The sequence below is a fragment of the Klebsiella sp. BIGb0132 genome, from assembly GCF_024810075.1.
GTDB classification, from domain to species: Bacteria; Pseudomonadota; Gammaproteobacteria; order Enterobacterales; family Enterobacteriaceae; genus Klebsiella; species Klebsiella terrigena.
Genome location: NZ_JANUDW010000004.1, coordinates 32,399 through 51,974 on the forward strand (window position 1 = coordinate 32,399; position 19,576 = coordinate 51,974).

A 19,576-nucleotide genomic window follows, 5' to 3' on the forward strand; every position below is an offset into this window, starting at 1 on the left:
TCTCCCTCTCCCTTCAGGAGAGAGGGCCCGGATCGGGCGGCGGCTGCCGGCCGGGATCCTGACCCGCTCCCGAGAAGGGGGAGGGGACTAGCAGGTTACTTAGTGATACGAGCCTGTGCGTCTTTCAGCGCGGCATCGACGGTCTGACGACCGCTAGCTGCGTTGATAACCGCGGTGCGTACGGCATACCAGAAGGCGGACATCTGCGGAACGTTCGGCATGATTTCGCCTTTCTGGGCGTTCGCCATGGTGGCGGCGATACGCGGATCTTTTTCCAGTTTCTCCTGGAAGGATTTCAGCGCAACGGCGCCCAGCGGTTTGTCCTTGTTCACTTCATCCAGACCCTGATCGGTCAGCAGGTAGTTTTCGAGGAACTCTTTCGCCAGCTCTTTGTTCGGGCTGGCGGCGTTGATACCGGCGCTCAGAACGCCAACGAACGGTTTAGACGCCTGACCTTTGAAGGTTGGCAGCAGCGTTACGCCGTAGTTGATTTTGCTCTTATCGATGTTGGCCCACGCCCACGGACCGTTGATGGTCATCGCGGTATCGCCCTTGTTGAACGCCGCTTCAGCGATGGAGTAATCGGTATCAGCATTCATGTGTTTGTTCTTGATAAGATCGACCAGGAAGGTCAGACCCGCTTTCGCGCCAGCGCTGTCCACGCCGACGTCTTTGACATCATATTTGCCGTTTTCAAGCTTGAACGCGTAGCCACCGTCGGCGGCGATCAGCGGCCAGGTGAAGTACGGTTCCTGCAGGTTGAACATCAGCGCGCTCTTACCTTTCGCCTTCAGCGTTTTATCCAGCGCCGGGATCTCTTCCCAGGTTTTCGGCGGATTCGGAACCAGGTCTTTGTTGTAAATCAGCGACAGCGCTTCAACCGCGATTGGGTAAGCGATCAGCTTGCCGTTATAGCGTACCGCGTCCCAGGTGAACGGATAGAGTTTGTCCTGGAAAGCTTTGTCCGGGGCGATCTCGGCCAGCAGGCCGGACTGCGCGTAGCCGCCGAAGCGGTCGTGTGCCCAGAAGATAATATCCGGGCCGTCACCGGTTGCCGCAACCTGCGGGAATTTCTCTTCCAGCTTATCCGGGTGCTCGATGGAGACCTTAATCCCGGTGTCTTTTTCAAACTTTTTGCCCACTTCAGCGAGGCCGTTATAGCCCTTGTCGCCGTTAATCCAGATTACCAGCTTACCTTCTTCAATTTTGGCGAGGGCAGAGGCGGAAAACATCATCGTGGTCAGTGCTGACAGCGCGAGGATGCGGGCGCCGGTTTTGATTTTCATATACCAGTCCTTTTTGGTGATGTGCTCGTGGATACACTTAGGTGGCTTAACGGTGATGAGTTTCCTTTTTTAACAACCCCTTTCCATCCTCCCCATGTCTACGCCCCACCCGTGGTTTGTGTGATCTGGCTTGCAGAAATGCCGGTATTGGGGCGTGGAGCACATAAAAAGGCGGCTATTTTTGCAACCTGTGTCACGAAATTGACTTTGGCGCGCCATCCCCTGCAGTGAGAGGCAATCTCTCATCCTCCCGTCTCCTCCCCCATAAAAAAGCCGGGGGTGGAGGATTTACCAGGTTAATGAATGCCGCATAGTCAGCCCATCTTGAATGTGTCTTTAAGTGACAGGTTGTAACGAAGGGAGATGGGCATGGCGAGCGTACAGCTGCGAAATATAACGAAAGCCTGGGGAGACGTGGTGGTATCGAAAGATATCAATCTCGACATCCAGGAAGGGGAGTTCGTGGTGTTTGTCGGGCCATCGGGCTGCGGCAAATCTACCCTGCTGCGTATGATCGCCGGGCTGGAAACCATAACCAGCGGTGATTTGTTTATCGGCGAAACCCGGATGAACGACATCCCACCCGCAGAACGCGGCATCGGCATGGTCTTCCAGTCTTACGCGCTCTACCCTCATCTCTCCGTCGCGGAAAATATGTCTTTCGGCCTGAAGCTGGCCGGCGCCAAAAAAGATGTGATCAACCAGCGCGTCACTCAGGTGGCGGAAGTGCTGCAGCTGGCGCACCTGCTTGAACGTAAGCCGAAGGCGCTTTCCGGCGGCCAGCGTCAGCGCGTAGCCATCGGTCGTACCCTGGTGGCGGAGCCTCGCGTCTTCCTGCTGGATGAACCGCTTTCAAACCTCGATGCCGCGCTGCGTGTGCAGATGCGTATCGAAATCTCCCGCCTGCACAAGCGGCTGGGACGCACGATGATTTACGTGACCCACGATCAGGTTGAGGCGATGACTTTGGCCGACAAGATTGTGGTGCTGGATGCAGGTCGCGTAGCGCAGGTAGGGAAACCGCTTGAGCTGTATCACTACCCGGCCGATCGCTTTGTTGCGGGCTTTATTGGCTCGCCAAAGATGAACTTCCTGCCGGTAAAAGTCACCGCAACCGCCATTGAGCAGGTTCAGGTAGAGCTGCCAAACCGCCAGCAAATTTGGCTGCCGGTGGACAGCGCCCGCGTTCAGGTTGGCGCAAACATGTCCTTAGGCATCCGCCCGGAACATCTGCTGCCCAGCGATATCGCCGACGTGACCCTCGAAGGGGAAGTGCAGGTGGTTGAGCAGCTTGGTCACGAAACGCAAATTCATATCCAGATCCCAGCCATCCGTCAGAACCTGGTCTACCGCCAGAACGACGTGGTGTTGGTAAAAGAGGGAGCCACATTCGCTATCGGTTTGCCACCGGAACGTTGCCATTTATTCCGTGAGGATGGCACGGCGTGTCGTCGGTTGCATCAAGAGCCGGGCGTGTAAGGCTTCCCATTAAAATAAAACGCGAACCCCTTAGCGCTGCAGCAGCAGGCAGAACGACGGGCGAAGTGTTCAAAGAAAAGCAATGATCTCAGGAGATAGAATGATGATTACTCTGCGCAAACTTCCACTGGCGGTAGCCGTCGCGGCAGGCGTTATGTCTGCTCAGGCGATGGCCGTCGATTTCCACGGTTATGCTCGTTCCGGCATCGGCTGGACCGGCAGCGGCGGTGAACAGCAGTGCTTCCAGGCAACCGGTGCTCAAAGTAAATACCGTCTTGGTAACGAATGTGAAACCTATGCGGAATTAAAACTGGGCCAGGAAGTATGGAAAGAAGGTGATAAGAGCTTCTACTTCGATACTAACGTCGCGTACTCCGTATCGCAGCAAAATGACTGGGAATCAACCAGCCCGGCATTCCGTGAAGCCAACGTGCAGGGTAAAAACCTGATCGACTGGCTGCCAGGTTCCACCATCTGGGCCGGTAAGCGTTTCTACCAGCGTCATGACGTTCACATGATCGACTTCTACTACTGGGATATTTCAGGTCCTGGTGCGGGTATTGAAAACATCGATCTGGGCTTCGGTAAGCTGTCTATGGCGGCAACCCGTTCTTCTGAGTCCGGCGGTTCTGCCACCTTCGCTGACCGCGATGCGCTGGGCAACCGTATTTATGACAACATCGTGCCGAACGACGTCTTCGACGTGCGTTTAGCGCAGATGGAACTCAACCCAGGCGGTACCCTGGAGCTCGGCGTCGACTACGGTCACACCAACGTTCCGGATAACTACTACCTGCAGCCGGACGCGTCTAAAGACGGCTGGATGCTGACCGCTGAACACACCCAGAGCATGCTGAAGGGCTACAACAAGTTCGTGCTGCAGTACGCAACCGACGCGATGACCTCCAACGGCAAAGGCGTTCCGCAGGGCGGCAGCATTAACAACGACGGTACCATGTGGCGCGTGCTTGACCACGGCGCGATCTCCATGGGCGATAGCTGGGACATGATGTACGTTGCGATGTACCAGGATATCAACCTCGACAACAACAACGGCACCAAATGGTGGACCGTCGGCGTACGTCCAATGTACAAATGGACGCCGATCATGAGCACCCTGCTGGAAGTTGGCTACGACAACGTAGAATCGCAGAAAACCGGCGACAACAACAACCAGTACAAAATCACCCTGGCACAGCAGTGGCAGGCTGGCGACAGCATCTGGTCGCGCCCGGCAATCCGCGTATTCGCAACCTACGCCAAGTGGGATGAGAAATGGGGTTATGCGAACGGCGACTCCGGTACTGGCTACACCTCCGGCGTGGCGTATAACGACACCTCTGCGAAGACCTTCAGCCGTGGCGATAACGACGAGTGGACCTTCGGTGCCCAGATGGAAATCTGGTGGTAATCCTGCCTGACCTGTCATGACCAAAAGAGGGGCGCAAGCCCCTCTCTATCTTAGGCCCTGCGAGCTATTGCCTGGCTACCGCTCGGCCATCGGAATTGAGGTGATAACAATGAAAATGAATAAAAGTCTCGTTGCCCTCTGCCTGTCCGCCGGCCTGTTGGCCAGCGTACCCGCAGTCAGTTTTGCCGATGTGAACTTTGTGCCGCAGAATACCGCTGCCGCACCGACGATCCCCGCCTCCGCGCTACAGCAGTTAACCTGGACGCCGGTCGATCAGTCAAAATCTCAGGTCACCAACCTCGCGACGGCAGGACAGTCGCTGAATATTCCTGGCATCACCGGGCCGGTCGCCGCCTATAGCGTCCCGGCGAACATCGGTGAGCTGACCATTACCCTGACCAGCGAAGTGAATAAGCAGACCAGCGTTTTTGCACCGAACGTGCTGATTCTTGACCAGAATATGACGCCATCTGCGTACTTCCCCAGCAGCTACTTTACCTACCTCGAGCCGGGCGTAATGAGCTCGGATCGCCTCGAAGGGGTGATGCGTCTGACGCCGGCGCTGGGCCAGCAAAAGATTTACGTCCTGGTCTTTACCACGCCGCAGGATCTGCAGCGGACCACCAAATTAATCGATCCGGCGAAGGCCTACGCCAAAGGTACGGGTAACGCGGTACCGGATATTCCGGACCCGATTGCCAAACATACCACCGAAGGTACCCTGGGTCTGAAGGTGAAAACCTCTTCCGGCTCCAGCGTGCTGGTTGGCCCGCTGTTTGGCTCCTCCGGCCCGGGTCCGGTTACCGTCGGCAATACGGCCGCGCCGGTATACAGCGCGCCGGCCGCCGCTCCGGTTGTGGCTCCGGTCGCCGCACCGGCGGCGAAGAGCGAGCCGATGCTGGACGATACGGAAACCTACTTTAACAACGGCATCAAGCAGGCGGTTGCGAAAGGTGATATCGACAAAGCCCTCAAATTGATGAACGAAGCCGAGCGCCTCGGCTCGAAATCTGCCCGTTCCACCTTTATCAGCAGTGTAAAAGGCAAGGGGTGATCGTCTCCCCACAATGCTGATGTTTAGGCACAGCCTTTAGGTGCGTCCGCCTGGACGCACCTTTTTTTCTCGCGCGCGGCTGCTGTTGCATGGCTGTTGCGCGGAAGATCGTATCTTGATGTTTGCCCGCCCCGATCGGCCTATTCTGCGATACAATGCCTTCACGTTATGTATCGGAGAATCAGGCATGTCACATCCTGCGCTTACGCAACTGCGTGCGCTGCGCTATTTTGCCGCTATGCCCCCGCTGGAACCCTCGCTGCGCGACTGGCTGCTGCTGGAAGACTCAATGACCAAACGCTTTGAGCAGCAGGGGAAAAAGGTTAGCGTTATGCTGGTCAACGAAGCGTTCGTTGGACGTGAAGCGCTGGTCGGCGAAGAAGCGCTGCTGCCGGATGAAGCGCGTTACTGGCTGCGGGAAATTATTCTCTGCGCCGATAATGAACCCTGGCTGGCCGGGCGCACTCTCGTTCCGGAATCGACGCTGAGCGGCCCCGAACTGGCGCTGCAGCAGCTTGGACAGACGCCGCTGGGCCGCTATTTGTTCACGTCTTCGACGTTAACCCGTGATTTTATTGAAATTGGGCGCTATGCGGAGCTCTGGGGGCGTCGTTCCCGCCTTCGGCTGAGCGGTAAACCGCTGCTGCTGACAGAGCTGTTTCTGCCGGCATCGCCGCTGTATTAAGAGGAAGAGAAAATGGAGTGGAGTCTGACGCAGAATAAGCTGTTGGCGTTTCATCGCCTGATGCGTACTGACAAACCGATCGGCGCGCTGCTGCTGCTGTGGCCGACGCTGTGGGCGCTATGGGTAGCGACGCCGGGTATTCCGCCGCTGTGGATTCTGGCCGTTTTTGTCGCCGGAGTGTGGCTGATGCGCGCCGCCGGCTGCGTGGTCAACGACTATGCCGACCGTAAGTTTGACGGTCACGTTAAACGCACCGCGCGTCGCCCGCTGCCCAGCGGCGACGTGACGGAGAAAGAGGCCCGGGTGCTGTTTGTCGTGCTGGTGCTGCTCTCGTTCCTGCTGGTGCTGACCCTCAACACCATGACCATTCTGCTGTCGGTGGCGGCGCTGGCGCTGGCGTGGGTCTATCCATTTATGAAGCGCTACACTCACCTGCCGCAGGTGGTGCTCGGCGCGGCGTTTGGCTGGTCGATTCCGATGGCCTTCTCCGCGGTGAGCGAATCGCTGCCGCTGAGCTGCTGGCTGATGTTCCTCGCCAACATTCTGTGGGCGGTGGCCTACGATACCCAGTATGCGATGGTCGACCGGGACGATGACCTTAAAATCGGCATCAAATCAACGGCGATTTTGTTCGGTGAAAACGACCGCCTGATTATCGGCATGCTGCAGATTGCGGTGCTGCTCTTAATGGGGGCGGTAGGCTGGCTGAACGGCCTGGGCTGGGAATATTACTGGTCGCTGTTTATCGCGGCGGGGCTGTTTTTCTGGCAGCAGAAGCTGATTTTCCGTCGTGAACGTGACGACTGCTTCAAAGCGTTTTTAAACAATAACTACGTTGGGCTGGTGCTGTTCCTTGGCCTGGCGATGGGCTACATGGCGTAGTTTCCCCAGTCTTCGTTATGACTCCCCGGCCAGCGATGCGCAGGCCGGGGCAGGTCTCAGGCGCTACGCTTCATCCTGCGCGGCGCTTTCAATCGTCAGACGCACGTCCGAGGTAATCAGGTTCGCCAGCATCTGGTAAACCTTCAGCGTCTCTTCCGGCTCGGCGTCGCCGGTATCGCTAATGTAGCCTTCGTCACGCAGCGTCAGTACTAAAGTACTGAATACCGCCTTATCGAAGAACTCCGGCGCGTTGATCCCGTGCAGAACCGAAAGGCGCTGGGCCATCGTACGACTCTCTTTCTCCAGCGAACTGCGGTTAATCGCAGGATTCGCGCTCAGCAGCCAGAAGGTGATGGCGTAGCGCTGGAGCGTTTCACGCGCGCCGGCGGCCAGCAGCTGCAGCAGGCGGGAGTGCGACGGGTTGATGCTTATCTCATCATCGCTCAGTACCAGCAGGCCCTGGCGCTGCATCTCAGCGGTCAGCGCATCGATAACGCTCGCCAGCTCCTCTTTTTCCCAGCGCAGGAACAGCTCGGCCTTCAGCAGCGGATAGAACATCTCGACGTGACGCAGCACCTCCGCGCGGGTGATCCGCCGATGCTGGGTCACAATCGCCGCCAGCAGCGAAGGCATCATCAGCATATGAGCGATGTTGTTGCGGTAGTAGGTCATCAGCACCGCCTGCTCACGCGGCAGAATAATGATGTCGCCGATGGTGTCCTTCTCGACCTCGAACTTATTCATCTTCAGCGCGTGGTCAATCAGATCGCTGGCGGAAGCCGGCGGCGTGGTCGCGTCCGGAGAGTAGGGCACGTTACGCAGCAGATCGAGGTAGCACTCCAGCTGCTGGGTCAGCTGCTCGCGGGTCAGCGAACGCTGGCGCGATGCCAGCAGCGCGGTACAGCACAGGTTCATGGCGTTTGCCGCGCCGGCGTTGTTGATGCGGACCATCAGATCGGCGGCGATGCTGTTTACCGTCGGCGTCAGCCAGGACGGGCGAATGGCTTCGATAGGATCGATAGATTCGCGCCACTCCGGCACGTGCTGGTTGAGATAGGCCATCAGCGGCAGCGGTTCGCCGAAGTTAACGTATCCCTGGCCGAGGTTACGCAGCTTGCTCAGGCCGCGCAGCATCTGCGGCAGGCTCTCTTTCTCTTTCGTCGCGCCGCGCAGCTCTTTGGCGTAGGTTCCGACTTCCATCACGTGCTCGTAGCCGATGTAGATAGGAACCAGCGTGATTGGTCGGGTGCCGCCGCGCAGCATCGCCTGAATAGTCATCGACAGGGTGCCGGTTTTCGGGTCCAGCAGGCGCCCGGTACGGGAGCGTCCGCCCTCGACGAAGTACTCTACCGAGTAGCCACGGCTGAACAGCTCGCCAAGATATTCGCGGAATACCGTTGAGTAGAGCTTGTTGCCCTTAAACGTACGGCGAATAAAGAACGCGCCGCCGCGGCGGAAAATCGGCCCTGCCGGCCAGAAGTTGAGGTTGATGCCGGCGGCGATATGCGGCGGTACCAGCCCCTGGTGGTAGAGCACGTAGGAGAGCAGCAGGTAGTCCATATGGCTACGGTGGCACGGAACGTAGACGATCTCGTGCCCTTCGTGCGCCAGCTGCCGCACGCGCTCGGCGTTGTGAACGTTAATGCCCTGATACAGACGGTTCCAGGTAAAGCCCAGCACGCGGTCGGTCAGGCGAATCATCTCGTAGGAGAAGTTGGCGGCGATCTCTTCCATCAGCGCGATGGCGTTTTGCTGCGCCTTCTCGTGGGAGATTTTCTTGCTGCGGGCTTCGTCTTCCACCGCGCGGGCGATGGCTTTTGACGCCAGCAGCTTGTTGAACAGATCCTGACGGGCGGGCAGGCGTGGACCGACGGCGGCCAGGCGCTGGCGGGCGAAGTGCATACGCGCCACGCGGGCCAGCTTCTGGGCGATGGTTTTGTCGGTTCCGTGCTCGGACGCCATTCGGCGTAGCGACACCGGCGGCGAGAAGCGCACGAAGCTGTCGCGGCCCAGCCACAGCACGGCGAAGAATTTCTGAATACCATTAAGCATGCGCAGCGGCGGATTGAGCTCGCCTTTTTCGCGCCCGGGCGCACGACCAAACATCACCGACACCGGCACCATTTGCACATCGAGGTCAGGGTGGTTGCGGTGCAGATCCAGGTAGTCGTGGAACAGCTTGATGGACTCTTCTTTCGGCGTGTAGTAGGTAAATACGCGCGGGCCGCCGTGGATAAAGACGTAGCGGGGCAGCAGAGTGCCGTCGATTTCGAGCGGCTCGAGCGGATCGGCTAAATCGTGCTCCAGGCACTGCGCGCGCAGCGTCAGCAGGTCTGCCTTCGAGTTATAGGGCAGAACGTACATAATCGGACGCGAGGTATCCAGTCCTAATTCCTGAGCAGGCTCTGCGGGAATAGACTTGCTTTTTACCAGCAGCCGTAATGGTAAATTAAGTAATTTATAGTAAATTCGTTGCCAGCCGGACATAAACGATGTGAAGCCTCTGGTTAATCATGCAAATGCGCGGCAAGAATAACAGAAAGTGCGCAAAATTTCCGTCGCCACGCGGCAAACGCGTACACTCATTGACGTCATTTACATAAAAAGGTTCTTTTGATGGCCAATAATACCACCGGGTTAACCCGAATCATTAAAGCAGCAGGGTATTCCTGGAAAGGTTTTCGTGCGGCATGGATAAATGAGGCCGCCTTTCGTCAGGAAGGGATCGCCACCGTTATTGCCATTGCGATCGCCTGCTGGTTGGATGTTGACGCCGTGACGCGCGTGCTGCTGATAGGCTCGGTCCTGTTAGTGATGATAGTCGAAATTCTTAATAGCGCGATTGAGGCGGTGGTGGACCGGATTGGCTCCGAGCACCATGAGCTTTCCGGACGGGCGAAGGATATGGGCTCTGCGGCGGTCTTTCTGGCGATCGTCATCGCGCTGATCGTCTGGGTGACGCTGCTGTGGTCGCACTATCGCTAAGCGCCGCTAGCATCAGGCTATCGGGTTTGCCGTCCACCGCCCCGGTTTAGCGTCCACGGGCCGGAGGCGGCGAGCCTCCCTCCACGCGTTTTTTTGTCCCGCGTGGAGCCGCAGCGCCTCACCACCATCCCCTCTGCGTTAACCGGCTCCGGCGGGCATCAAAACAAAAGAATCTCCTGATTTATGTGTGAAATTTGATTCCAAAATCACCGTTAGCTGTATATACTCACAGCATAACTGTATATACACCCAGGGGGCGGAATGAAAGCGTTAACGACCAGGCAGCAAGAGGTGTTTGATCTCATCAGGGATCATATCAGCCAGACGGGCATGCCGCCGACGCGTGCGGAAATTGCTCAGCGCTTGGGGTTCCGTTCCCCAAACGCGGCGGAAGAACATCTGAAAGCGCTGGCGCGTAAAGGCGCAATCGAGATCATTTCCGGTGCCTCCCGCGGTATTCGTCTGCTGACTGAAGAAGAGCCCGGCCTGCCGCTGATTGGCCGCGTCGCTGCCGGCGAGCCGCTGCTGGCGCAGCAGCACATCGAAGGCCACTTCCAGGTCGACCCGGCAATGTTCAAGCCGAGCGCCGACTTCCTGCTGCGCGTCAGCGGTATGTCGATGAAAGACATCGGTATTCTGGACGGCGATCTGCTGGCGGTACACAAAACGCAGGATGTGCGCAACGGGCAGGTTGTGGTCGCACGCATCGATGAAGAAGTGACGGTTAAACGCCTTAAAAAGCAGGGTAACGTCGTCGAACTTCTGCCGGAAAACAGCGAGTTTTCACCGATCGTGGTGAACCTACGCGAGCAAAGCTTTACCATTGAAGGTCTGGCCGTCGGCGTCATCCGCAACGGCGAGTGGCTGTAAGCGCCTTCTCTAACGCAGCATCGTCTGATGCATGATGCTGCGCTATCTCTCCTCGCTCAGGCTTTCCCCCATGCTTTTTAATGCTGCTGATAAGGCCCTGTGGCGCCTGGCGCTACCGATGATTTTCTCCAATATCACCGTCCCGCTGCTGGGCCTGGTGGATACTGCGGTCATCGGCCATCTTGATAGCCCGGTTTACCTCGGCGGCGTGGCGGTCGGCGCGACGGCGACCAGCTTCCTGTTCATGCTGCTGCTCTTTCTGCGAATGAGTACCACCGGCCTGACGGCGCAGGCGTTTGGCGCAAAGGATCCCGTTCGCCTGGCGCGCGCGCTGGTGCAGCCGCTTGGCCTGGCGCTGGCCGCCGGTCTGCTGATCGTTGTGTTTCGTATTCCGCTCATTAACCTCGCGCTGCATATCGTCGGCGGCAGCGAAGCGGTGCTGGAACAGGCCCGGCGTTTCCTGGAGATCCGCTGGCTGAGCGCTCCGGCATCGTTAGCTAACCTGGTGCTGCTGGGCTGGCTGCTGGGCGTCCAGTATGCCCGCGCGCCGGTGATCCTGCTGATTGTCGGCAACCTGCTGAATATTGTCCTCGATCTGTGGCTGGTGATGGGTCTGCACATGAACGTGCAGGGCGCGGCGCTGGCGACGGTGAGCGCCGAATACGCCACCTTTATCATTGGCCTGCTGATGGTGAAACGCGTGCTGACGCTGCGCGGCGTGTCGTTCGCTATGCTCAAGGGCGCCTGGCGCGGCGACATCCGGCGGCTACTGGCCCTCAACCGCGACATCATGCTGCGTTCGCTGCTGCTGCAGCTCTGCTTCGGCGCGGTGACCGTTTTCGGTGCGCGTCTGGGAGGCGATATCGTGGCGGTGAACGCCATTCTGATGACCATGCTGACCTTCACCGCCTATGCGCTGGATGGCTTTGCCTACGCCGTAGAGGCCCACTCCGGGCAGGCCTACGGCGCGCGCGACGGCAGCAAGCTGCTGGAGGTATGGCGGGCGGCCTGTCGACAGGCCGGCATGGTCGCGCTGGCGTTTACGCTGATCTACAGCGTGGCGGGCGAGCAGATTATCGCTCTGCTGACCTCAATACCTTCGCTCCAGCAGCTCGCCGACCGCTATCTGTGGTGGCAGATGATTCTGCCGACGATCGGCGTCTGGTGCTATCTGCTCGACGGGATGTTTATCGGCGCGACGCGCGGCAGCGAAATGCGTAACAGCATGGCGGTGGCCGCCGTGGGCTTTGCCTTAACCCTGCTGACGCTGCCGGTGCTCGGTAACCACGGACTGTGGCTGGCGCTGGCGGTGTTCCTGGCGCTGCGGGGCCTGTCGCTGGCGCTGATCTGGCGGCGGCACTGGCAGCGCGGAACCTGGTTTTCATAACGTGTTTTGTCGTAAAGATGGTTAAAGATTCCGAATAATAAAATTAACCCAGAATTCTCATCTATAGTTAATCATACGTCCGGCACACAGCGGGCTGTTAACTCACCGAACGATGAGGATTGAATTATGAATAAAGACGAAATCGGCGGTAACTGGAAACAGTTAAAAGGTAAGGCCAAAGAGCAATGGGGCAAGCTTACCGACGATGATATGACCGTCATCGAGGGCAAGCGCGACCAGCTGGTCGGTAGAATCCAGGAGCGTTACGGCTACGCTAAAGATCAGGCAGAGAAAGAAGTGTCTGACTGGGAAACCAAAAATGACTATCGCTGGTAGCGATCGGACATAAAGCGTTAACCCTTTGTTTTAACGCATTGTTATTGCCTGCCCGAAGGGTACAAGGATGTACGAAAATCCCCTGATTCCCGCTGCGGCTAACGCCTCAGCGGGCTTTCTTTTTAATCTGGATGGTGTGGTCGTGGTGGCAGTGCCCCGGCGTGTTGCAGGCTTCTACTTCGACGCAGCCCGCGCACAGCCCGTGCGCTTCAATCACGTTATGGCGCAGGGCGAAGCCCATTTTTGCCGCCAGCGTATGCATGATGTCCTCTACGCCTTCCGCGCACTCTTCTTTCACCACGCCGCAGCGATCGCAGATAAACATCGCTGAGCTATGGGTTGGCTGATCGAACAGATGGCACAGCACGTAGCTGTTGGTTGATTCCACCTTGTGCACGAAACCCTGCTCCAGCAGAAACTCCAGCGCCCGGTAAACCGTTGGCGGCTTGGCCTGCGGCTCTTTACCGCGCAGCAGATCGAGCAAATCGTAGGCGCTGATCGCCCCCTGCTGCAGACTCATCAGGCGCAACACTTCCAGGCGCTGCGGAGTCAGGCGCACGCCCCGCTGCGCGCAGAGCTTTTCAGCATGCGCTAACATTTCTTGCGAAGTGGACTTATCCATGAGCATCCTCTGGTTGCGTAACGATGAAGTTGTTACTTTATCACGATCCAGGCAAAACGCCGAGAACCCACGGTTTGTGCTATACCTGATGCATCTCATTTTCGGGAGAAAACGATGAAACGACCTGATTGCATTCGACATTGGCGCGAGCTGGAGGGGCCGGATGATGCCACCTATCCTGACAGCACCGAGCTCTTTTCCATCGGCGCGCCGCTGGCCCGGGGTTTACGGCTAAACCGGCTGGGGATCCATCATGAACGCCTGCTGCCGGGGCGTCGCACCTCTTATCCGCATGCGGAAAGCGATGAGGAAGAGTTTATCTACGTGCTGGAAGGGTATCCGGAAGTGTGGATAAACGGCTATCTGTGGAAGCTGGAGCCCGGGGACAGCGTGGGTTTTCCCGCCGGTACCGGGGTATGCCATACCTTCCTGAACAACACCGAGGAGGAGGTGTGCCTGCTGGTGGTCGGCGAAGCGAATAAAAAATTTAACCGGATCTACTATCCGCTTAACCCCAGCTACGCCGCGACGCGCCAGGATCGCTGGGTTGACCATCCGCCGCAGTTCTTCGGTCCTCACGACGGCAAGCCGCGCAGGAAATAGCGTTTTTTCCACCCCAGGATATGACCATTGGCGCTATGCGCCTGTGGTTTATCTTTGTGCTATAGTAGCGCCCCTTTTTACCCGGATGCCTGTTTATTCGCCATGATGCCAGAATCAACTTCTACCGCTTTTGCTGCCCACCGTTTTTCCATCGCACCGATGCTCGACTGGACCGACAGGCACTGCCGCTACTTCCTGCGCCAGCTGTCGCGCCATACGCTGCTGTACACCGAAATGGTGACCACCGGGGCGATTATTCACGGTAAAGGCGACTATCTGGCCTACAGCGAAGAGGAGCATCCCGTTGCGCTACAGCTGGGCGGTAGCGATCCGGCTGCGCTGGCGCAGTGTGCGAAGCTGGCGCAAGCGCGCGGCTACGATGAGATCAACCTCAACGTCGGCTGCCCGTCTGACCGCGTGCAGAACGGGATGTTCGGCGCCTGCCTGATGGGCAATGCGCAGCTGGTTGCCGACTGCATTAAGGCGATGCGCGACGTGGTCTCGATTCCGGTAACGGTAAAAACGCGCATTGGCATTGATGACCAGGATAGCTATGCGTTCCTGTGTGATTTCATCGATACCGTATCCGGGAAAGGCGAATGCGATATGTTCATCATCCACGCCCGCAAAGCCTGGCTTTCCGGCCTGAGCCCGAAAGAGAACCGCGAGATCCCGCCTCTGGACTACCCGCGCGTCTACCAGCTAAAGCGTGATTTTCCGCATCTGACGATGGCGATCAACGGTGGGATCCGCTCGCTGGAAGAGGCGAAGCTGCACCTTGAGCATATGGACGGTGTGATGGTAGGGCGCGAAGCGTACCAGAATCCAGGCATGCTTACCGCGGTTGACCGGGAGATTTTTGCGGCCAGTGGCGCGGATGCTGACCCGGTTGCCGTGGTGCGCGCCATGTATCCGTATATTGAGCGTGAGCTGAGCAACGGGACCTATCTTGGCCATGTGACCCGCCATATGCTGGGCCTGTTCCAGGGGATCCCCGGCGCTCGCCAGTGGCGTCGCTACCTGAGTGAAAACGCGCATAAGGCCGGGGCGGATATTAACGTCCTGGAACACGCGCTGAAGCTGGTGGCCGATAAGCGTTAACGTTTCGCTAAAATTTAGTCAAATACGCCACGCCCTGAAGTTAACTTCAGGGCGTTTTGCTTTAAATTCAATAAATTATAATTGGCACGCTTCTTGTAATGCCTGAGTACAGAGGGCTATTGCTTTGGAGAGAAGACGATGCTGGAACTGCTATTTATTATTGGTTTTTTTGTGATGCTGCTGGTGACCGGCGTGTCGCTGCTGGGCATTATTGCCGCGATTGTTGCGGCGACGGCGTTGATGTTCGTCGGCGGTCTGTTTGCGATGATGATTAAACTGCTGCCGTGGCTGCTGTTGGCCGTTGCGGTGGTATGGGTGATTCGGGCGATAAATAAGCCAAAAATCACCCGCTACCGTAGCAACAACCGCTGGCGTTATTAAGGTAGTGAGTGGTAGGTCACAACCTGAGGAATTTTGCATAAAACGGCGTAGGTTTTGCTTATTAAATCTGTCACTATTAGCGCGTTAACGAATTCATCGCGCTGTACCCTACATACAGCCGAACTAAAAAAAGTAAGGGCTTCCATTTGGAAGCCCTAAACTTTTCCACTCTCCCGTCTCTCCCGTCATACTTCAGGCTACAGGGGCGTTGGCTGCGTTAGCTCACCCCGGTCACTTACCGGAGTAAGCTCCCGGGGATTCACTATCTTGCCGCCTTTCTGCCGCCCGAATTATTTAGGGAGGACCTCCCGTCATACTTCGAACTACAGGTGCGTTGGCTACGTTAGCTCACCCCGGTCACTTACCGGAGTAAGCTCCCGGGGATTTGCTATCTTGCCGCCTTTCTGCCGCCCGAATTATTTAGGGAGGGCCTCCCGTCATACTTCAGACTACAGGTGCGTTGGCTGCGTTAACTCACCCCGGTCACTTACTGGAGTAAGCTCCCGGGGATTCGCTATCTTGCCGCCTTCCTGTAGCCCGAATTATTTAGGGAGGTTTTCCGTCATACTTCGAACGACAGGGGCGTTTTGCTATTACGGCAGCAGCAGGCTTGAGCCTTCGGTGGCGCGGCTTTCGAGCACCTCGTGCGCGCGTCGTGCGTCGGCCAGCGGATATTTTTGGCTCTCGGCAACGTCGACGTTTATCACCCCGCTGGCGATCAGCGAAAAGAGCTCGTTACTGGCTTCCACCAGCTCTTCGCGGTTGGTGATATAGCCCTGCAGAGAAGGGCGGGTAACGTACAGCGAACCTTTCTGGTTGAGGATCCCCAGATTAACGCCGGTAACCGGGCCGGAGGAGTTGCCGAAGCTGACCATCAACCCTCGACGCTGCAGACAGTCAAGCGAGGCTTCCCAGGTGTCTTTGCCCACGGAATCATAGACCACGTGCACCTTCTTACCCTCGGTAATCTCTTTTAGCCGCTCGGCGATATTCTCTTCACGATAGTTGATCGTCTCCCAGGCTCCGGCCTGCTTCGCACGCTGCGCCTTTTGCGCACTGCCGACGGTGCCGATGAGCCTGGCGCCCAGCGCCTTCGCCCACTGGCAGGCTATCAGCCCGACGCCACCGGCCGCGGCGTGGAACAGGAACGTCTCACCGGCTTTGATTTCGTAGGTTTTACGCAGCAGATAATAGACCGTCAGCCCCTTAAGGAAGGAGGCCGCCGCCTGCTCGAAGGAGATGGCCGCAGGCAAAATCGCGGCCTTATCGGCGGGGACGTTATGCACCGAGCTGTAGGCGCCCAGCGCCGACTGGGCGTAGACGACGCGATCGCCGGCTTTAATATGGCTGACGCCGCGCCCGACCTTTGTCACCACGCCGGCTGCTTCGGTACCTAATCCGCTCGGAAGCGCAGGGGGCGGATAGAGGCCGCTGCGAATATAGGTATCGATGTAGTTGATACCAATAGCTTTGTTTTCTACCTGTATCTCGTGCTCCGCCGGATCCCCTGCCACAAACTCCACCACCTGCAGAACTTCGGGGCCACCGTGCTTGTGAAATTCAATACGTGTTGCCATGCTTCCTCCTGAACTATGTGGTAACCTTTCGAGCCAATTTCTATTCCGGGAATTCCATTCAATATGGCAGGAAATAAACCCTTCAACAAACCCCAGACTGAACCCCGAGTTCGCGATCCGCAGGTCGCCGGGTTGAAAGTACCGCCGCACTCGATTGAAGCGGAACAGTCGGTGTTGGGCGGTTTAATGCTGGACAACGAGCGCTGGGACGACGTCGCCGAGCGCGTTGTTGCAGAAGACTTTTACACGCGTCCGCACCGTCATATCTTTATTGAAATGGCCCGCCTGCAGGAAACCGGCAGCCCGATTGACCTTATCACGCTCGCGGAATCGCTTGAGCGCCAGGGGCAGCTGGACAGCGTAGGCGGTTTCGCCTATCTGGCTGAACTCTCCAAAAATACGCCAAGCGCGGCGAACATCAGCGCTTATGCCGACATCGTGCGCGAACGAGCCGTTGTTCGCGAAATGATCTCGGTGGCGAACGAAATTGCCGAAGCGGGCTTCGACCCCCAGGGTCGCACCAGCGAAGACCTGCTCGATCTGGCGGAGTCCCGGGTCTTTAAGATCGCCGAGAGCCGCGCGAATAAAGACGAAGGCCCGCGAAATATCGCCGAAGTGCTTGATGCGACCGTGGCGCGTATCGAGCAGCTGTTCCAGCAGCCGCACGACGGCGTCACCGGCGTGAATACCGGCTATGACGACCTGAATAAAAAGACCGCAGGTCTGCAGCCGTCGGATTTGATCATCGTCGCGGCGCGTCCGTCGATGGGTAAAACGACGTTTGCGATGAACATCGTCGAAAATGCGGCGATGCTGCAGGATAAGCCGGTCCTGATTTTCAGCCTCGAGATGCCCTCTGAGCAGATTATGATGCGTACCCTGGCCTCGCTGTCGCGCGTCGACCAGACGCGTATTCGTACCGGCCAGCTGGATGACGAAGACTGGGCGCGAATTTCGGGCACCATGGGCATTCTGCTGGAAAAACGCAATATCTATATCGATGACTCCTCCGGCCTGACGCCGACGGAGCTGCGCTCCCGCGCCCGTCGCATCGCCCGCGAGCACGGCGGCATTGGCCTGATTATGATCGACTACCTGCAGCTGATGCGCGTACCGGCGCTCTCCGATAACCGTACCCTGGAGATCGCCGAAATCTCCCGCTCGCTGAAGGCGCTGGCCAAAGAGCTGCAGGTGCCGGTGGTGGCCCTGTCGCAGCTTAACCGCTCCCTTGAGCAGCGCGCCGATAAGCGCCCGGTAAACTCCGATCTCCGTGAATCAGGCTCTATCGAGCAGGATGCCGACTTAATCATGTTTATCTATCGTGATGAGGTTTATCACGAGAACAGCGATCTGAAAGGCATCGCCGAAATTATTATTGGTAAGCAGCGTAACGGCCCCATTGGTACGGTACGTCTGACGTTTAACGGGCAATGGTCGCGCTTCGATAACTATGCCGGCCCTCAGTATGATGATGAGTAAATCTCCGTAGTCCTTCACGCCGCTGGTACGTTGACTCGCCCGCCCGTCTCGGTCACTTAGCCTGTTAAGCTCCCGGGGCGCCCGGGCCGGTCGCCTTCCGGCAGCGCGATGGATACCGGCGACTCTTTTATTAAGGAACTTAAATGCAAGCGGCAACTGTAGTCATTAACCGCCGCGCTCTGCGACACAACCTGCAACGTCTGCGTGAACTGGCGCCTGCCAGCAAGCTGGTTGCAGTCGTGAAAGCGAACGCTTACGGACACGGTCTTATCGAGACCGCGCGAACGCTCCCTGATGCCGACGCCTTCGGCGTCGCCCGGCTTGAAGAAGCTCTACGCCTGCGGGCGGGCGGCATCACGCAGCCGATCCTGCTGCTGGAAGGCTTTTTTGAAGCCAGCGATCTGCCGGTGATTGCCGCCCAGCGCCTGCAAACGGCGGTGCATAGCCCCGAACAGCTGGCCGCGCTGGAAAGCGCAGAGCTGAGCGAACCGGTCAGCGTCTGGATGAAGCTCGATACCGGCATGCATCGGCTGGGCGTGCTGCCGGAAGAGGCGGAGGCTTTCTACCAGCGCCTGAGCCGCTGTAAAAACGTCCGCCAGCCGGTGAACGTCGTCAGCCACTTTGCCCGCGCGGATGAGCCGGAGTGCGGGGCCACCGAGCGGCAGCTGGATATCTTCACCACCTTTACCGATGGCAAGCCTGGCCTGCGCTCTATCGCCGCCTCCGGTGGGATTTTGCTGTGGCCGCAGTCGCATTTTGACTGGGCGCGTCCGGGCATTATTCTCTACGGCGTGTCGCCGTTAGAGAATCAATCCACCGGCGCCGATTTTGGCTGCCAGCCGGTGATGTCGCTGACCTCGAGCCTGATTGCCGTTCGCGAGCATAAAGCGGGCGAGCCGGTGGGCTACGGCGGGACCTGGATTAGCGAACGCCATACCCGTCTCGGGGTGGTGGCGATGGGCTACGGCGATGGTTATCCGCGCGCCGCGCCGTCCGGTACGCCGGTGCTGGTTAACGGTCGGGAAGTGCCGACTGTCGGCCGCGTGGCAATGGATATGATCTGCGTCGACCTCGGCCCCGAGGCGCAGGAGAAGTCCGGCGATCCGGTGGTGCTGTGGGGAGAAGGTTTACCCGTTGAACGGATTGCAGAAATCACGAAAGTAAGTGCTTACGAACTTATCACGCGCCTGACTTCACGCGTTTCGATGAAATACGTCGATTAGCCCCGATTTACCGCAATATTCCCCGGCTGCGTTACGGCTGTCGGGGTCAGGGCGCTACCTGATAGCCCGGCTACGGCGCCAGCGCTGCGGCCGGGAAAAGCCCCGTCGGCGCCCTGGCGGGCGATCGTCATCGGCAATCCGCCAACATCCTCTCGACCTGCCACGGCTTCCGGTTTATTGTGTTATGACCTGCCTTTTGTAAACCTGGAGAAACA

18 protein-coding genes are annotated in these 19,576 nt (G+C 58.0%); 14 read left to right on the forward strand and 4 right to left on the reverse strand.

The genetic code is table 11. From position 1 onward, the window contains the following. Positions 1-95: 95 nt before the first annotated feature. Complete coding sequence (gene malE, locus M2416_RS13485) at positions 96-1,286, reverse strand: maltose/maltodextrin ABC transporter substrate-binding protein MalE (RefSeq protein ID WP_259224711.1); 1,191 nt, start codon at positions 1,284-1,286, stop codon at positions 96-98. Between the two features lie 369 nt (positions 1,287-1,655). Between malE and malK the strand changes: the two genes are divergently transcribed. The 5 genes from malK to ubiA all read left to right on the forward strand — a co-directional run bounded on the left by malK (position 1,656) and on the right by ubiA (position 6,797). Beyond that, positions 1,656-2,765 carry a maltose/maltodextrin ABC transporter ATP-binding protein MalK gene (gene malK / locus M2416_RS13490; RefSeq protein ID WP_041143587.1) on the forward strand — a complete coding sequence of 370 codons (1,110 nt, stop codon included), beginning with the start codon at positions 1,656-1,658 and terminating at the stop codon, positions 2,763-2,765. 100 nt (positions 2,766-2,865) lie between these two features. Further along, positions 2,866-4,176 (forward strand): maltoporin, encoded by a 1,311-nt coding sequence (locus M2416_RS13495; RefSeq protein ID WP_076947873.1) that lies wholly within the window; start codon positions 2,866-2,868, stop codon positions 4,174-4,176. A gap of 109 nt (positions 4,177-4,285) precedes the next feature. After that, a complete protein-coding gene (gene malM / locus M2416_RS13500; protein WP_041143589.1) occupies positions 4,286-5,230 on the forward strand; it encodes a maltose operon protein MalM in 945 nt (314 codons plus the stop codon). Positions 5,231-5,417: 187 nt separating this feature from the next. Further along, positions 5,418-5,915 (forward strand): chorismate lyase, encoded by a 498-nt coding sequence (ubiC, locus tag M2416_RS13505; RefSeq protein ID WP_041143590.1) that lies wholly within the window; start codon positions 5,418-5,420, stop codon positions 5,913-5,915. 12 nt (positions 5,916-5,927) lie between these two features. Continuing rightward, positions 5,928-6,797, forward strand: coding sequence for a 4-hydroxybenzoate octaprenyltransferase (gene ubiA, locus M2416_RS13510; protein WP_259224717.1), 870 nt, complete (start codon positions 5,928-5,930; stop codon positions 6,795-6,797). A gap of 63 nt (positions 6,798-6,860) precedes the next feature. On the opposite strand, the gene plsB is transcribed toward ubiA, so the two are convergent. Next, positions 6,861-9,284, reverse strand: a complete 2,424-nt coding sequence (gene plsB, locus M2416_RS13515; protein WP_076947870.1) for a glycerol-3-phosphate 1-O-acyltransferase PlsB — start codon at positions 9,282-9,284, stop codon at positions 6,861-6,863. A gap of 129 nt (positions 9,285-9,413) precedes the next feature. Between plsB and M2416_RS13520 the strand changes: the two genes are divergently transcribed. The 4 genes from M2416_RS13520 (at position 9,414) to M2416_RS13535 (ending at position 12,375) form a co-directional block, all read left to right on the forward strand. Then, entirely contained in the window at positions 9,414-9,782 is a 369-nt protein-coding gene (locus M2416_RS13520; RefSeq protein ID WP_041143593.1) for a diacylglycerol kinase, read from the forward strand. Between the two features lie 261 nt (positions 9,783-10,043). After that, a complete protein-coding gene (lexA, locus tag M2416_RS13525; RefSeq protein WP_041143594.1) occupies positions 10,044-10,652 on the forward strand; it encodes a transcriptional repressor LexA in 609 nt (202 codons plus the stop codon). Positions 10,653-10,722: 70 nt separating this feature from the next. After that, a complete protein-coding gene (gene dinF / locus M2416_RS13530) occupies positions 10,723-12,039 on the forward strand; it encodes an MATE family efflux transporter DinF (RefSeq protein ID WP_259224729.1) in 1,317 nt (438 codons plus the stop codon). Positions 12,040-12,165: 126 nt separating this feature from the next. Next, positions 12,166-12,375, forward strand: coding sequence for a CsbD family protein (locus tag M2416_RS13535; protein ID WP_041143596.1), 210 nt, complete (start codon positions 12,166-12,168; stop codon positions 12,373-12,375). A gap of 106 nt (positions 12,376-12,481) precedes the next feature. Here M2416_RS13535 and zur read toward each other — a convergent pair whose 3' ends face one another. After that, positions 12,482-12,997: a zinc uptake transcriptional repressor Zur gene (gene zur, locus M2416_RS13540; protein ID WP_041143597.1), complete on the reverse strand. Its 516-nt coding sequence runs from the start codon at positions 12,995-12,997 to the stop codon at positions 12,482-12,484. A 114-nt stretch (positions 12,998-13,111) separates the two neighbouring features. Between zur and M2416_RS13545 the strand changes: the two genes are divergently transcribed. From M2416_RS13545 to pspG, 3 genes are all read left to right on the forward strand, one after another. Beyond that, a complete protein-coding gene (locus M2416_RS13545) occupies positions 13,112-13,600 on the forward strand; it encodes a cupin domain-containing protein (protein ID WP_041143598.1) in 489 nt (162 codons plus the stop codon). A 102-nt stretch (positions 13,601-13,702) separates the two neighbouring features. Beyond that, complete coding sequence (gene dusA, locus M2416_RS13550) at positions 13,703-14,701, forward strand: tRNA dihydrouridine(20/20a) synthase DusA (RefSeq protein ID WP_115193785.1); 999 nt, start codon at positions 13,703-13,705, stop codon at positions 14,699-14,701. A gap of 138 nt (positions 14,702-14,839) precedes the next feature. Next, positions 14,840-15,082 carry an envelope stress response protein PspG gene (gene pspG, locus M2416_RS13555; protein WP_041143599.1) on the forward strand — a complete coding sequence of 81 codons (243 nt, stop codon included), beginning with the start codon at positions 14,840-14,842 and terminating at the stop codon, positions 15,080-15,082. A gap of 593 nt (positions 15,083-15,675) precedes the next feature. Here pspG and M2416_RS13560 read toward each other — a convergent pair. Then, positions 15,676-16,659, reverse strand: coding sequence for a quinone oxidoreductase (locus M2416_RS13560; protein WP_259224738.1), 984 nt, complete (start codon positions 16,657-16,659; stop codon positions 15,676-15,678). Positions 16,660-16,722: 63 nt separating this feature from the next. Here M2416_RS13560 and dnaB point away from each other — a divergent pair, with 63 nt between their 5' ends. Both dnaB and alr read left to right on the forward strand, forming a co-directional pair. Continuing rightward, positions 16,723-18,138, forward strand: a complete 1,416-nt coding sequence (gene dnaB / locus M2416_RS13565) for a replicative DNA helicase (protein WP_041143601.1) — start codon at positions 16,723-16,725, stop codon at positions 18,136-18,138. A gap of 143 nt (positions 18,139-18,281) precedes the next feature. Next, positions 18,282-19,361: an alanine racemase gene (gene alr / locus M2416_RS13570; RefSeq protein ID WP_259224740.1), complete on the forward strand. Its 1,080-nt coding sequence runs from the start codon at positions 18,282-18,284 to the stop codon at positions 19,359-19,361. The last annotated feature ends 215 nt before the right edge of the window (positions 19,362-19,576 follow it).